Raw genomic sequence first — 15,171 nt, forward strand, 5'->3', positions numbered from 1 at the left:
TGAAAGCAGCACCCCTCCGCTTACGCAGCTTCTGTTTCAAGCTTTTTCGCATTGCGAAATTTCAGCGCGGATTCAACATCATTTTCGATGACCTGAGGCCAATTTCTGGGCTCGTTTCTGCCATTTCCGCCACTACGGGCGGACTTGTCCCAGTGAACGCATGCGCACGAGGTTGTAGGCCGCCATGTTCAACACGAACATCTGGTCCACCTTCTTCAAGCCACGCACCATGACCTGGCGCATACGTCCCACGGTCTTGGCCCATCCGAAACCTTGTTCGATCAACTTGCGTTTTTGCTGCGAAATGGCGTAGCCCACGCTTGAGGCAATCGTATCGGGCACCGCGGAACGCCGGCCCGAAGTGTTTTGTGCAACGTGCGGTGTAACCTTCATCGCCTGGCAGGCCTCGATAAATTCCTGTGCGTCGTAACCCTTGTCCGCACCCAGCGTGATTTCCACGTCGGGGTCTTCTGCCACTTGCCTTGCATCGTTGATCATGATCTTGGCTGCCTCGCGTTCAGCGTGCCCGTCAGCACTGGTCACGCGCGCGTTGACTACCAGGCCGTGCCGATTATCGGTCAGCGTATGGCCCATGTACCGCAATTCGCTGGCCGTCTTGCCTTTGCGATAAAGACGCGCATCGGAATCGGTCTTCGACTGGTGCGTCTCGTTGCTGCGCTTGCTACCCTTGAAGTCACCCGCACTGCCACCGTCGTTGTCCTGATCGTCACCCTCCTTGCGCACGAAGCTTTTGTGCCCCGCCCACGCCTGGATCAGCGTGCCGTCCACGCTGAAATGCTCACCCGAGAGCAGGTCATTCTTCTCAGCGATGTTCACCACCTCGTTGAAGAATTCGATCACTGCGTCGTGCTTGATTAACCGCTCGCGGTTCTTCGTGAAGACCGTGGGCACCCACACCACATCATCCATTGCCAGGCCAATGAACCAGCGAAACAAGAGGTTGTATTGCACCTGCTCCATGAGCTGGCGCTCCGAGCGGATGCTGTAAAGCACCTGAATGAGCATGGCTCGCAGCAATTTCTCCGGCGCGATGCTCGGCCGCCCGCCCTTTATGTCGGCTTCGTACATCCCGGCAAACAGTCGATCCATCTTCGCGAGCGCTTTGTTCGCCATGACGCGGATCGCACGCAGCGGATGCGAGGCCGGAACGAAGTCGTCCAGCTTGCGAAAAGAAAACAAACTCTCGGTAAACGTGTCAGCGCCGCGCATGATCTCCAAGGGGGCGGGTAAGGTCCTCATATCAACGCATCTACGGCCCGCCGCGATGACGCGCGTCGGCGGTATTTCAGCAACCTGCTAAGCGGGACCGCTAGTCAAAATCGAGTTGATGTGAGTGCTGCCGGAAAGGGCGGTTGTTTCTGGCAGCACCCGCGAGCATCCACTCAACGCCTTGGACGGATGCGACAACGGTCGGCGAACACGGTGCACACCGCCGCTTCGACGTCATCCGGACGGATCTCGGCAATCTGCTCACGCAGTGCACGCACTGCGGCCGAGTCAATTGTCTTCTGGATGACGGCGTCGGCATTGGCAATCGCCCGGCCTGCGAGAGCCAGTGCCAGCGCGTCAAGCGTAGCAGGCAGGATCCGGTAATTCGTACCAGCCAGTGTCGTCAGCTTTTTGGTCGCATAGCGCTGCATGTCGTCCGCCGACGGCACGTCGAACACAATCTTTTCCTCAAAGCGGCCGCCTCGCGTCGCGGCCTCATCGAGCCGGTCGTAGTAGTTGGTCGCTGCGACGTAGATAACATCGCGAACGCGGCCGCCGCCGCCGTCCAGCGTCGTGAGCAGCTTGTTCGTTAGCGTGCCGTGATTCGAGTAGCGTCGATCACGCAAAATGTCATCAGCCTCATCGAGGAACACAACGGCGGGCCTGATGTCTTTCGCCTCGCGAACGAGTTTGTCCCAGGATTCCGGGTCAGCCATGATTTCAGCACCCGTAATCTTGAGAAACGCCCATTCGCTCGCTTTGGCGAGCGCCATCGCAGCCGCGGTCTTGCCGGTGCCCGGCGGGCCGATAAACGCGAGACCAACCGGCACGCGACCACCAATCTTTTCGAGGCTCGCGATGTTTTTCATCTTGAACGCCAGGTCTTTCAGGGCATCACGCGACTGTGCCGGCATGATGATCTCGTCGATCGACAGAACCTTCTCCGGCAGCTTGCCCCTACGGCCAACCATCTGACGCATCGCCAGCATGCCGTTGTCGAACGACACCTTGCCCTGTCCAATCTGCCCGTCCCGGCGCATCGACTTGAGCTCGTCGCCCACCTTCGACAGACGGCTGGCGCTAAAGCCTTCCCACCGGTCAGCGAGGCTCGTTACGACATTGCCAGCCACAGCGGCAAAGCCCAGCGCATCACCGATCGACTTGCGCAGGATGGCCTGACGTGCCTCGAAATCGGGCGAAGGAACCTCGATCTTGTAGTCGAAGCGGCCTTCACGAATGCTGGCCCCATCGAGCTTGTCCAGAAAGTTCGTCGCGGCGACCAGAACCACGCGCGAGCCGCGCAGGGCCACTACCTCCGTCAGAATAACGTTGGTCAGGTCCTGATCCATCGTGTGAGACGAGCGACTAAACCGCGCTTTTACGAAAGAGTCGAACTCGTCCACGAAGAAAACGCAGACCCCTGCGCGCCGCGCGCGATCGAACGCCGCCTTCACCTTCATCGGCGTCTCATTGACCCAGGGCGACGCGACGTCACCATACGCAAGGCTGAAGAACGGAATGACAAGCTGGCCGGCAAGCGCTTCCGCGAAAAGCGTTTTGCCGTTGCCGGGTTCGCCGAACAGCAGCATGCCGTTACGATTCGCCCCTTCGTCGCCGATGATCTCCTCTGCGGCCGCGAGCAGTCGACGCTTCGTATCCGCCATGCCGACGATGTCATCGAAGGTGTAGCGGGCGACTTGCACCTTGTGGTCATAGTTGTAAGTGGGGGCCTGCGGTTGTTGATACGGGAGCTGGCCTTCTGCGGGTGGCATCGACGTCGCAACCTTTGGCGCTGCCGTATTGCCCGCGGCCGTGGGTCGTTGCATGCGACGGTGCTGGAATAACATGCCGAGAAATGCCAGGCCCCAGATGATTGCGCCATACATGCTGTACGGGTTGAACGCGATGATCAGGCGAAGCAGGCCGAGACTGAGCACACCGAACGCAATCTGCGTCCATGCCCAGTTCTCGCGCCGGCGTGCCCAGATCGCCCACGCCGCCACCAGTGTGATCGCCAGCAGATGCTGGCTCGACGCGACACTCAGACTGGCACCGCCCACGTCGAACGAATGAACCAGGTTCAGCGCCAGGAGAACTGCCGGGACCCAGAAGAACACCTCAAAGAAATATCGGAAAAGCTCAAGCATCGTCGTTTCCTCGAAAAGATCTGTTTGAAGCTACGATTTCCGCGACCATCGCGGTTTCATTCGCCACGCCTCCTGTCTATGTTCATGCGGGTTCCGCAAAATGCAAGTCGGCGCAGCGGCGTCGGCTGTAGTACGAGTGACGTCGAGAGATGCTCTTGTTTTATGAGATATATCTCAACCGCATCAAGTCGGGGAGTCGACATGCCAAAGTCTGCCCATGACGTCCGGCCTGATTTCGTTCAGAGGGAACGTCCGGAGGCGCCATTAGCAACCGAAGTTGCGTCGGAAAGCGCTGATACTGTGGACTTCATGCCAGGGCCACGAAGTCGTGATCGGTGAAGATGTGAACGTACGACGATAAAGAGTCCTGGTGGCACTAGCTAACGACTTTAATCAAGGGGAAGAGGTGATGAAGGTGTGGATGCAATCCGTTGTCGGGAAACTTCAGGTCTCCACGACTGGGCGTGAGTTATCCACGACGAAGGTGCGGCACGTGCTTTATGATCTCCCGGCGCATCGCACCGATGCGTATTGACGACCGGGCACGGTACGGAGTCAAACGTCGATATGCCCGTCGCCGGGCATCAGGGAATAACAAAGACCGGATTGGATAGAACGCCCGGTGTCCGTCACCCCTATGGCGATCCGGCGGACGACTTTAGTGAGGCTAGCGGAACAGAGGTATCACGTGTTCTTCGATCATTTCGTAGATGTCTTTACGGACGAGGCGGGCGAGCTCGTGACGTTCGAAGAAATCCACCGTCAGGAGCAGACTGGCGAGCGCAATGGCTGTGAGCTTGACCAGTGCTATGGCTTCGTGAGCAAAACCGTGTGCCAACGGAGGACATAACTGCTGAAGTGAAGAGAGTCCCAGCACCATTCCCAAGCCAGATGTAACGGCCATGAACGGTGGTGCAAAGAAGATGAGGAGTGCAACGCTATTCCATAACATCCTGATATGTCTGGGAAGCCGCGCATGGTCCGGGTGGATGAAGGTGAATAGGGACTCGCCATGTTTATCGTTGCGCATCGAATATTTCCTCGAGGTAGTAGACAAAGATTCTGATGCTGTCGTGCTGACGCGTGCACCGGAACAGATCCAGAGTCACATGGTTCTGCTCTAACGCAAGCCGAGACGCGCTATCGGCGCCTGACGAGGCGAATCCGACGCGTATACAGGTTCATGCGCTGGTGCCGACGAGTGCGGCGCGCGCGTTGGCGAACAGGAATAAGCCTGCGTCTCCACCGCTGTCTTACTTTGCGGTGCGGCAGGAGGGGCGGGCGCTTCAGTTCAGCGGAGAGGCGCCTGCGCCACGCTTCCAGCGCTTCGAGCGGGATAGCGGCATCGACATAGCCAGTGACGCCGGAATCAGTGACGATCTTGATCATCTTCTGGCCGTTGATTGTCGTAAATTGGGTGACTTTCATTCCGGAAACTCCGTGACCGCGCATTCCGCGTCCTCACTTGCGAAGGTGACGCAATATTTTCTTCGCGATGACGATAAGAGGCATGATGCACTCGAGGACAAACTCCTTGCATTCGTCAACAAAAACGCACCACAGATTCTTGGGTTGATTGTTCATTTTGGATTCCTTCTATTAACAAACCTGAACGTTGATGATGAAAGAAGACAAGGCACGTCGTCGAAGAGCAGGTGGCAAGAGGACGCGATGTCTGTCGGGAAAGGGGCCGATGACTGGACTGGGGCGCGGTGGAAGCTCAGACGTGGTTAAGCAGTCAACCGTCCATGCTGCTCCGTGCGGGTGCCATGGATGCGGCGGCACAGAGAATGTCTTGTTCACCTTCACCTCACGTTGACCGACCTTGACGATGGATTCCTTCGGTAGGAAGTGTCCGGAAAGGGTTCGGAACCAGCAATTGGCGACCCTTGCGTTCAGTGGTGATGTGCGCATATGAATATCCGATTGGCTATGAATGTCCAGGATCGCACGACGTCTTACGGATGCAAGTCCACTGGACATCACTACCCGCATGGGCTTTCTACGAGCTGGTGACCAAACCGGTCGCTCCGTAGCCAGAGCCGCTCATACAGCGATCGGATCGACAACAAATTCCGGCTATATGAGGTTGCGCGATAGACGCAGGTATCACGCGCTCGCTGAACTATGTGCATGACGCTGGCGTTCACCTGGTTGCAGAGAACAGTCAAAATTCGTCGAGACTCTGAGCTGTATCTTGGGCGGCGCAGAGTGACTGTCATAGACTGTTTGATACGCCTGTTGAGGCTTCGGACCAGTTCAAACTGCAAGCAATTCGGAGACGTCTATTTTCCGAGCTGCGCCATCAAAGCGCTTTTTAGAAAGAAGGCTATTCTGGCTCCGCCAGCGGGTGAGTCCTGATCGTCCTGCTCGAAAGTTTGTGCTTGCTGCGCGATATGGTGATCCTTCTGATTGCGTAAGAGAGCTCTTGCTAACCGAAAGGCCGGTCGCGAGTTGCTTCGTCATCTGATGGCGAGTGGGATCTCTATTCAAGCCGCTTTCAACGACGAGTCCTCGCGCTCTCGGTCGCGCATCCCCAATGATGCGGAGCAGTTCGGCTTCAATCTCAGGTAACTTTGTTCGACGACGGAGCCTGACGGTTACTCGATAACCAGTGCGACGCTGGCAACGTCTGGTTAAACGGAGACGAATATCAAGCGGACCGGGCATACGATGACAGATGTGTCGATCTCGCGGTAGGCATGAGCTTTTTCGGCTAGCCGGGATGGCGGCGAGACAGGTCCGGTAGATGACGCGATGTTGTGGGCAACGGCGCAGAGGATGTGCGATAGAAAGTTTGGCGCCCAGACCATCTTCGGCATGGGCGTAGTGCAGGTGATGGCTCAGATCTTGTCTTTACAATGCAACCACTGGATAAAGAACATCGGTGGTCTCACGCACTCGAGGAACAGGTCGAAACACTGGTCCCAAATATCCTCAAGTGAGCCATCAGATCGAAATTGGCAATCGGATTGCCTTCCAGTTCTGCTATCTGGAGATTGCGATGGTGCTAGCCTCCGGTTGGGCTACATGTCCGCTGGCAACGACTCAGGCAGGTGGCATGTGCCGCGCCCGCCGTCTTCAGCGAGATTGGCGTGTGTACGATCCACAGCCAGAGGATAATACAGCCACAGCTCAGCGCTGAAACCGTTAATGCCACACCGAGAATCGGGATTTCGTCAACGCCCGATGGGAAGAAATAGGACCACACTTTCCTAATAAATCTCATTCGCACTCCATTTCATATGATTTAGGAATGTGACCGACGAGGTTAAAGCTACCTTGGCGACACCTCATAAATGTCTATGACGAAACGCTGAACGCAACTTCACGCACCTGAGGCGATATCATATGCGTAATAAATGGACATAGTGATGCGTCGGAGGATCATGCTTCCTTGGATTGAACTCCCTTAACTCTGCCAGGATGATTAATGCCTCAAGTTGAAATTATCCAGTATGACGAAATTCCAGAAGATGGGCTGATCGATGAGGGTGCGTTGATACCGGTCAAGGGCATGATAGAGATGAGCACGCCAGATGGCGGCTGCGGTTTGGCCGGGTGCCCATGCATCCGAGGGCACTTCATTCTGCGCCTCTTCCCCGGGACGAGCAGGGTTTTGTCCGGGGTTATGTGGTGGAATTTGAAAGCAGACAGGAGCTTGAGTCGACAAGCTCTGAGGAGTTGTCAATTCTTGTTAGCGGGGCGATGAACTGAAGATCGCTCCCGCTGATCTTCTGCATGTTGCCAGCATTCTTGTTTGCCCTAGGGCCCACATACCTTCGATCGGCGTCACCCGAGGTACGGTGAAGGTCGGATAGGGCGGCAGGATGTGCATAATAATCGGGCGCCGGATCTGGTCGATTTGGTCGAGCGCGGCAAGGGCTGATTGCAACTGAAGGTTCGGCCGCGCGGCCAGATGTTTCTGCGCGTCTACGTAAGCAGCATCGGAAGCAGGTGCAGTTCAGCGCGTGTTCAATGGCCAGACCCGGACATCTGCTCTTGATTCCGTGAAGATTGACATGCACGTGAGGAGCATTTCTCTATCCAAGGATACCCACTCGTCAGCGCCATAAAACGCGGCTATGACACGTTGATCGTAGTGTGTGTCCTCGTCAGATTGAAGATATGACTCGACACGTCTTGTGCACATTTCAATAGCGATAACAAAACCGGTCACCGCGACGATCTCTTCGGAAATAGCTGCGTGTTTTGATGCGTACGTATTGACGACTTCGCAACCCCATATATCGCACTCGCCGGTGCTTACATTAGCTGAAGTACCGTGACCAGGATTACCTGCTGCTCGCGGCCGGTACCCGTTCGGGCAAAGGCGTCGCGATGGCAATCCCGAATCTTCTCACCTATCCGGTTTCGGTCGTTCTCGAGGGGTAGCGATCAGAAAAGCGTGGCCCATCCGAGGTACGGCAGTGTTGAAAACGGGCCGTGAGACTTTTGTGATGAACGACGAAATACGCGATGATAGTGTCGTGGCGACGGAGCCGGGGAGTACCAGGCTCATATAGTTGTCGAGAACACCAGAAAGACGAGTTCGACGGGGAGGGTTTCGGTGGACGATGCAGTGTCTTCTTGCAGAATGAAACGTCGGCCGGCCACCGCTCGGCGGTTACCTCCAGGACGACTGGTTCTGCGGAAGCGCGCCTTGTGGATCGTACACGTCAAGACGGTCTGCCGACTCAAACTCGTCGACGTAGAGGACAAGGTTGACTCCGTCCGGCGAAAGGTGTGATCTGAACAGAATGCCTTTCGCACCAGCCGCAATCACCTCGTCACCGATAATCCAGCTTGGTGGCTCAATGCGTTGGTTGAACCAGCAACCACGTCAGTCGCAATAGAAGTCTTCCCAGAAGGGGAGCCACTTTTCTGCGTGATACCCGCTTGTGAAGTCGACAATCGGAGCGACCGTCAGTTGATAACTTACAAGCGTGCCCGGGGGCATCAACGAGGAGATCTGCGGATATTCCCGCACCGCCGTGTTGACATCAAGAGCAAGGTATAGGGCGTTGAGTCCTATACGATTGGCCCGTCCTCCGTGCTTACCGGCACCTGCGCCACTCGTCGGCGCAACCGCCCACCTGGGGACATGCATCCGGTACGCTGTCACCTTCGTTAGCGCTGTGAGGATCATCCGGCGGCGCCCGCCTCGAGAGACGAAATATAGCGAAGCAGGTCGTCAGTCCGACTATCCGACACCAGCTGTTCAGCTGTCTTGTAGTCAAAGACCGGCAGTGGCTCATTCCTGTACCAGAACAGTGCCTGATTGACGTAGCCGGAGATGTCGGTTGCGGCGCGTATCACCCTCAGCGCTTCCCGCAGGAAACGTTGGACGCTTGGCGAGGCCGGTTGCCGACTGAGCGTGTTGCGATGAACATGCGCCTGCTGGGCGAGGGTTTGCAGGTCAATGTGCAGCGCCTCGCCAAAGCGCCAGGCGGAGACAATCGGTGCTGAACTGTCCGGGTCCCGAAGCAATGCCATGAACTGGTCAAAGCCCAAGCCCGCGTTGGGGCGGGCAATTGATTCCGTATTCCTCAGAGGCTCCGTGCACATTCTACGCACAATAATAGACGGTTATATACGGCGGGCAGTTCGCCGAAAATGGGAAATCATCTAATTTAAAATAATACTTAATAGTGCATCTCGACAAACGACGGGTGACAAATGATTCTGTAGATATATACAGTATCGTGAGCGGGACCGCGCGGTCGAAGCCCGGCTGCGTGAACAGGTCGTCCCGGCCGCGAAGGCACTTCGCGAAAATCCTGAGCGAGCGCTATCGGCGGACGACGTCCGTGCGGAACTGAAGAAGTCCCGCGCGGGCCGCGGATGAATTGGCGCGTCCAGTTTGCTCCCGAGGCGCTAACCCAACTGCGAGCGCTTGAACAGCGCATCGCCGAGGCCGGCGCACCCCTGCCTTGCACGTTTCGATCGGCGAATAACGGTTGGCCGGCGCACACGTCAGCGCGAATCTCTACTCGCTCTTCGAGTCAAGCAACGCAATGCCGTCAGCCGCCTGGAGAGCAGGGTAGATGCGTTCAATTCCGTGCCCGTAGGCATTTGCCTTCACTACCGCCCCACACGTGAGTCTGGAGCTCGCTGCCGGACGACTTCGAGATTGCGTTGTACGGCACCAGGATGAATACGTGGGTGGATGGGGCGCGGCATAACCTTCCTCTTCTGGGCAAAGTTCAAACGAAACTTCGGAGCGCTGCTGTCTGGACTTCTGGGGTCGTGCAGCGGAAAGTACATCCCACGGCCCGACTCCTAGCCGAGTTCGAAATCGGCCGGCACCTGCGGTTCTTTTTCGTAACGAAAGACGTTGAGGTCGTCGTATCGAATGGCCGGCTGTTTTCCAGATATCAAGTCGGCGAGAAGCTGAGCTGAGCCACACGACATGGTCCAGCCAAGCGTGCCATGACCAGTGTTGAGGTAGAGGTTGGGCACGGACGTACGACCTACGATAGGCGTGCCGTCCGGTGTCATCGGGCGAAGTCCGGTCCAGAACGTGGCGCGCGATGTATCGCCGCCACCTGGGAAGAGGTCATTCACGCACATTTCCAGAGTCTCGCGACGCGCTTCGCGCAGTCGCTTGTCAAACCCGACGATTTCGGCCATCCCGCCGACACGAATGCGCTTTTCGAACCGCGTGATGGCAATCTTGTACGTCTCGTCGAGAACCGTTGAGACTGGCGCATGTGACTCGTCGGCGATTGGTGCGGTGATGGAATATCCTTTGAGTGGATAGACGGGAATCTTGACCAGTCCAGACAGGAAGTTCGTTGAATACGAACCAAACGCGACGACGAACGCATCTGCATGGATGAGTTTCGCACCATGCCGAACGCCGACGACCCGTCCACCCTCGACGACCAGACCATCAACCTGGGTGTTGTAGCGGAGGGTGACGCCCGCTTTCTCAGCCATTGAGGCAAGCCGGGTGGTGAACAACTGGCAGTCACCGGTTTCGTCGCCTGGCAAGCGCAATCCACCCGTCAACTTATGTGAAGTCGCAGCGAGAGCGGGCTCAATCCGGGCAAGTTCGGCTGCCGTCAGCAACTCGTACGCGACTTTGGCCTCTTCAAGTACGGCGATATCCTTCGCCGCGCCATCGAACTGCTGCTGCGTCCTGAAAACTTGAAGAGTGCCCCCAGCACGTCCCTCGTACTGAATGCCGGTCTCGGCTCGCAAAGCCTTCAGACAGTCGCGACTATATTCCGCAAGTCTCACCATGCGGTTCTTGTTAATCGCGTAGCGTTCGGCGGTGCAGTTCTGCAGCATCTGCCACATCCATTGCAGTTGGAACTGCTTGTCCGCGTCGTCCGGTCTGATTGCAAGCGGGGCGTGTTTCTGGAACATCCACTTCACAGCCTTGAGCGGTACACCGGGGGCAGCCCAAGGCGCCGCGTAGCCAGGGGAAATCTGGCCTGCGTTGGCAAAGCTCGTTTCAAGAGCGGGACCCTGCTCCCGGTCGATGACCGTGACTTCGTGGCCTGCCCGCGCGAGATAGAACGCGCTCGTTACACCCACGACTCCGCTGCCCAGCACGACGACTCGCATTCGACAGACTCCACAGCCAAAAGGCCATAAACAGTTAATAGAAACTGCAGATGCAGCACATGCAAGTTGATGACTGGATGCTAGCCGCAAGCTGATGATTTTTTCTATTGTTTAACCGGAAATTTTTGGCTGAATTTCCTGGCTTTCATCCGCGGGGTAGTCGAGTGAGAGTAGCAGGTGTAGTGGGCGGCGCGTGGGTACCGAAGGAATCGCTACGGAGGGAGGCGCTTCGTCGGGGAAGCGCAGGGCCGCGATAGCGATCAAGCCTGACGGGAGTGCCCGCCGAGCGTGCGATCGACGAAATGCTCTGCATGTCTTTTGCCGTGGCAGGCTTGCCGCGCGGTACATACTTCAATTCAAGGAAGCAGATTGCTTCCCGCGTGTCGCATATCACGGAGTCCGGCCTGATCAGGCGTGCATCGGGCAACTGCACGGTGGGTTCGACGAAGATTCGTCGCGCGAACTTGGCTTCCACGAATAGCGCCCGGTGGGTTTGCGACGAGCAACCCCTGAAGGCTGCGCTCTGAATTGATATGCCCAGCGCAATAGTCTGTTTGCACAGTTCGCCGCCATGCATGAAGCAGGTAGTCAGCCAGCTTCGTTCGTCGCGCCATTGATGCTTCGCCCGCCTGGTCATTTTCCCCGCTTTGCTGATAGTCCGCGTTTTCGCCGCGCGCGAAAGCGGGAACCGCAGTCGGCGACCACTCCCGTGGAATAACGGCAAAATCCGACCGCCCTTGAATCGGCTTCACGCTGCATCCGACTGGATGTCCGGGACGAACTCAACCTCATGCCGAGCCGATCTGGCGAAGGCACGCGTTGTACGCCGCGATCTGCGTGCCCATCGCCGTCACGTCGTCAGTCGTGACACGCCCGGACTGTAGCGAACCGGAATTATCACGTGAGTAGCGCAAAGGAACCCCGGCCGGACGCGAGCTGGTTATCGGACAGCTGTCTTGCGGGTGTAGGGCGATTCTGTCGTCGCTATGCTTTCAATACTGTGGATCGAAAAGCATCGAACAGTCCCTCGGTCAGTTCGGGCTTGTCATCGCCAACGCTGAGCAGGCGGTGGGCACCGCCCATCATCTGAGTAAGTATCAGAGGGTAAGGCGTCAGTGGATCGAGCGCGTCAATGATGTGCTCGCGAGTGAATGGGGTGAGCAAACTCATCATGTCGTGAGCAAGCAGTGCGGCACCCGCCTTGTCGGGGTCATCGCCCCATGTATCCAGCAGATCGTCGGCGTCGCCGCCGTAAATGCGATCCATGTTGCCCGCAAGGCTGTACGTTGCGAGCAGAAACCGTAGATCCACCGCATCCCGGTTATTGTCCGTATGGCGATCCCGCCACGCGATGATCTTGAGCATCGCGAGTGCCGGTAGCGACGCGACGAGCACCACAAGATCGCGTCCCAGTTCGACGGGGAGAGCCGCCCTCAGGGCCTCGTCGAACCCTTCGACATTCAGGCAAAAGGCCCCATCGGGAGGCCAGGCGATCACATTCTCACCCTTCAGTTCGAGCCCCCCAAAAGGCACGATATCCAGCCACGTCGGTTGCCCGGTCTCAGGAGAGCGATAGTCGAGCCGCTGCGCCTGCTTTTCGTTTTGTACGAACCGGCCGGTCGCGACCAGTGCGTTACGCAGTTGCTGGTGATCGTGCCAGCTCGCGATCGACACGCCGATGTCGACGTCCCTGGTCGCACGGGTCTGGTCAATCCCAAAACGGTGGGTCGTCAGGATGTCGCGTGCGGTGGCGCCCCCAACGAACCACGCAGCGCCGGCTGCCGACGCGGCGTCGGCCACATCGCGAAGGACGTTTGCAGCGATTTCCGGAAAAGGTCGGCCCTCAAGCAGTTTGACGGGTGATGAACTGGTCACGGATCATCCTCGCTGTTTCCATGTTGCGGGAGTCCCCGCTTGCGATAAGGTCGGCATAGACAAGCACCGGACTTACGACGTTGCCGATGAGGCCGGGTGTGGGTCGCAATTCAACGGGAGCCACCAGAAACTCCACGTTGCCGGCCGGGTCTGGCCGCAAACGACCGCTCCGGATCAGTTCCTTCGGAATTCCCTTTTCACAATAGACCGTCACGATCGCTGGCTTCAGATAATGAGTCAGCAGCGCAGCGCCAGCCTCGCCCCCAAACAACCAGTCCTGTTCGGAATTCGGCGTCAGGTCCGCCCACCAGTCCTGCTCAGTCGCACTGTAGCGTTCCAGGCTCAGAGATGGTCTGAGGATCGAGGGGTATAGGGTCACCCATTCGTCCAGCAGCCTGTCATAGTTGGTGAAGGCGAGCTTGCCATCCGAACGCTCGACGAGGTCGCGGCGCTTGTGGAGCGTCTGGATGGTGGTCTGCGCCGTCCCCGTGCTGACGTTCGCAATGACAGCGAGATCGCGCCGGCGGGCGTTGAGGATCTCGGGTCGGACCAGCAACGCGAGGATGACCTGCATCGACCGCTTGGTCCAGACGCTGAGCCGATTCGAGCCCGCTTCGGCGGCACGGGGCCGACCAGCCACGAAAACAAGGGTTTTCCGCTCGCGAAGAAATGCGTTGCCCGAGAGGTCGATGGCGTCGAGTTCGAGCGCACGACAGGCCTCGACGAGGGACGGTGTCAGATACGACGTCACCAGAAGGATGCGATCCCGATGCTGCCGTTTCGCGGTAGCCGAGACCGCCGCGAGGCGCTCCTGTCGGTCGATCGAAGGCACAACGATCGCCGGACGGACGACCTTCGCTTCAAGATCGAACTCGACTATCGCGTCATAAGGCGAATTCGGAGGAGATCGCCGGACGGTGGTGGCGACGCCTGTCTCATCGCTGAACGCCTGTGTGGCGGCCTTCACAAGAGGAGAGGGGGTGTGCGAGGGCAAGGGACTTGACCCGGTTGTTCAATTTTACCTATTGTATACGCCGCGTGAACAAAGTCAAAAATCGAACGACACGGACTTTTGTTCAAAAGAATGGTGCTGTTCACGCTGCAAGAACGGACGCAAATTTTGAATCGGCGGCCCGATACCGCTTGGGCAAAGTCGGGCGAGCTTCTGGCAAGTGCTCATAAAGCGCTGACCGGAGGCCCGTAGGGGAGTGGCTGACACGAACAAAAAACCGTCGCGGGCGGAAAGCAAGGTAGACGGCGAAGCGGTGGTGCCAGATGCACGCGGCGGGCCAAGTTAACGCTTGTAAGGCGAGCGTGACGGGGCGCGTGGTGTCAGAAAATCGACCGCCCTGTATACGTGGTCAACCACTCCAACGCCAATACACCCGCCAACGAATTGCCGTTGCTATCCAGACCCGGCGACCACACGCACACGGCCATTTCGCCCGGCAACAGCGCGACGATCCCGCCGCCCACGCCGCTCTTGGCCGGCAAGCCGACACGATAGACGAAATCGCCAGCCGCATCGTAAGTGCCGCAGGTCAGCATCAGCGCCGACAGACGCTTTGCCGAACTCGCATCGAGAATGCGTTCGCCCGTCGAAGGTACGACGCCGCCGTTGCTCAAGAAAAGCGCCGCCTTCGCCAGTTCGACGCAACTCATCGAAATCGCGCATTGACGGCAATACGCATCGACGACCGCCTCGGCGGGCATCTCGATGTTGCCGAAGCTCGCCATGAAATGCGCCATCGCGCGGTTGCGATGCGCGTGCAGCAATTCGGACTGCGCGACGCGCAGGTCGTAGTCGATAGTCGATTCACCTGTGACGCGCCGCATGAATTCGACCAGCGCAGTTTCGGCCTTGACGAAGCGGCGGCACAACACATCGGTGACAACCAGCGCACCTGCATTGATGAACGGATTACGTGGCTTGCCATGCTCGGCCTCGAGTTGCACGAGCGAATTGAAAGCCGTGCCCGACGGCTCGCGGCCGACGCGCTGCCACAACGCGTCGCCCAGCAGCCTGAACGCCATCGTGCACGCGAACAGCTTCGAAATGCTCTGAATCGAAAAGCGCGTGTCGGCTTGACCGACGCGAAACACTTCGCCCGCCGTCGTGACGACGGCCATGCCGAAGCTGTTCACAGGCACTTTGGCGAGCTCGGGGATGTAGTCCGCGACGCGGCCCTTGTCGAGCCAGGGCTGCAGATCCGCGTGAATCTGTTCGAGGATGCGTGAATAGTCCATCGAGGTTTATGGGCGATGACGGGTGAATCAATTGATATTGGTTTTAGTGCGGATCAGGCGTTTCGAATGGCGGGACAAACGTAAAGCGGATCACGAC

At 57.9% G+C, this 15,171-nt stretch carries 10 protein-coding genes and 2 pseudogenes; 2 read left to right on the top strand and 10 right to left on the bottom strand.

The window, feature by feature from the left end; genetic code table 11:
• Positions 1-132 precede the first annotated feature (132 nt).
• From H1204_RS48755 to H1204_RS48765, 3 genes are all read right to left on the bottom strand, one after another.
• A complete protein-coding gene (locus H1204_RS48755) occupies positions 133-1,230 on the bottom strand; it encodes an IS5 family transposase (RefSeq protein ID WP_180736739.1) in 1,098 nt (365 codons plus the stop codon).
• Between the two features lie 173 nt (positions 1,231-1,403).
• Positions 1,404-3,377: an ATP-binding protein gene (locus H1204_RS48760; protein WP_180736923.1), complete on the bottom strand. Its 1,974-nt coding sequence runs from the start codon at positions 3,375-3,377 to the stop codon at positions 1,404-1,406.
• A gap of 667 nt (positions 3,378-4,044) precedes the next feature.
• Positions 4,045-4,407, bottom strand: a complete 363-nt coding sequence (locus tag H1204_RS48765; RefSeq protein ID WP_180736924.1) for a hypothetical protein — start codon at positions 4,405-4,407, stop codon at positions 4,045-4,047.
• Between the two features lie 185 nt (positions 4,408-4,592).
• On the opposite strand from H1204_RS48765, the gene H1204_RS48770 reads away from it, so the two are divergent.
• Together H1204_RS48770 and H1204_RS48775 are read left to right on the top strand one after the other, a co-directional pair.
• Positions 4,593-5,111 carry a hypothetical protein gene (locus H1204_RS48770; RefSeq protein ID WP_180736925.1) on the top strand — a complete coding sequence of 173 codons (519 nt, stop codon included), beginning with the start codon at positions 4,593-4,595 and terminating at the stop codon, positions 5,109-5,111.
• A gap of 2,565 nt (positions 5,112-7,676) precedes the next feature.
• On the top strand, positions 7,677-7,772 hold the full coding sequence (locus tag H1204_RS48775; protein ID WP_274608324.1) for a type IV secretory system conjugative DNA transfer family protein: 96 nt from the start codon (positions 7,677-7,679) through the stop codon (positions 7,770-7,772).
• A gap of 232 nt (positions 7,773-8,004) precedes the next feature.
• Here the strand turns inward: H1204_RS48775 and H1204_RS48780 are convergent.
• From H1204_RS48780 to H1204_RS48810, 7 genes and pseudogenes are all read right to left on the bottom strand, one after another.
• Positions 8,005-8,526 (bottom strand): annotated as a pseudogene (locus H1204_RS48780) (RES family NAD+ phosphorylase).
• The gene (locus H1204_RS48785) at positions 8,523-8,873 is read right to left on the bottom strand and encodes a DUF2384 domain-containing protein (RefSeq protein ID WP_243469217.1); all 351 of its coding nucleotides are present in this window, start codon (positions 8,871-8,873) and stop codon (positions 8,523-8,525) included. Before H1204_RS48785 ends, H1204_RS48780 begins: the two are co-directional and overlap by 4 nt.
• A 508-nt stretch (positions 8,874-9,381) precedes the next feature.
• Positions 9,382-9,560: pseudogene (locus tag H1204_RS48790) on the bottom strand (alanine racemase); the annotation flags it as partial.
• A 99-nt stretch (positions 9,561-9,659) separates the two neighbouring features.
• Positions 9,660-10,952, bottom strand: coding sequence for a D-amino acid dehydrogenase (locus tag H1204_RS48795; protein WP_180736927.1), 1,293 nt, complete (start codon positions 10,950-10,952; stop codon positions 9,660-9,662).
• A gap of 984 nt (positions 10,953-11,936) precedes the next feature.
• Positions 11,937-12,827 (bottom strand): nucleotidyl transferase AbiEii/AbiGii toxin family protein, encoded by an 891-nt coding sequence (locus H1204_RS48800; RefSeq protein WP_180736928.1) that lies wholly within the window; start codon positions 12,825-12,827, stop codon positions 11,937-11,939.
• A complete protein-coding gene (locus tag H1204_RS48805; RefSeq protein WP_180736929.1) occupies positions 12,796-13,821 on the bottom strand; it encodes a type IV toxin-antitoxin system AbiEi family antitoxin in 1,026 nt (341 codons plus the stop codon). Before H1204_RS48805 ends, H1204_RS48800 begins: the two co-directional genes overlap by 32 nt.
• 338 nt (positions 13,822-14,159) lie before the next feature.
• Positions 14,160-15,074: a glutaminase gene (locus H1204_RS48810; protein WP_180736930.1), complete on the bottom strand. Its 915-nt coding sequence runs from the start codon at positions 15,072-15,074 to the stop codon at positions 14,160-14,162.
• Between the last annotated feature and the right edge of the window lie 97 nt (positions 15,075-15,171).

It is taken from the genome of Paraburkholderia sp. PGU19 (assembly GCF_013426915.1).
In the GTDB taxonomy this organism is placed as follows: Bacteria; Pseudomonadota; Gammaproteobacteria; order Burkholderiales; family Burkholderiaceae; genus Paraburkholderia.

Bases quoted from the DNA above. Each gene is read 5' to 3' on its own strand.
- H1204_RS48755 (WP_180736739.1), bottom strand. From the start codon at position 1,230: ATGCGCGGCGCTGACACGTTTACCGAGAGTTTGTTTTCTTTTCGCAAG.
- H1204_RS48785 (WP_243469217.1), bottom strand. From the start codon at position 8,873: ATGGCATTGCTTCGGGACCCGGACAGTTCAGCACCGATTGTCTCCGCC.
- H1204_RS48810 (WP_180736930.1), bottom strand. From the start codon at position 15,074: ATGGACTATTCACGCATCCTCGAACAGATTCACGCGGATCTGCAGCCC.
- H1204_RS48765 (WP_180736924.1), bottom strand. From the start codon at position 4,407: ATGCGCAACGATAAACATGGCGAGTCCCTATTCACCTTCATCCACCCG.
- H1204_RS48760 (WP_180736923.1), bottom strand. From the start codon at position 3,377: ATGCTTGAGCTTTTCCGATATTTCTTTGAGGTGTTCTTCTGGGTCCCG.
- H1204_RS48795 (WP_180736927.1), bottom strand. From the start codon at position 10,952: ATGCGAGTCGTCGTGCTGGGCAGCGGAGTCGTGGGTGTAACGAGCGCG.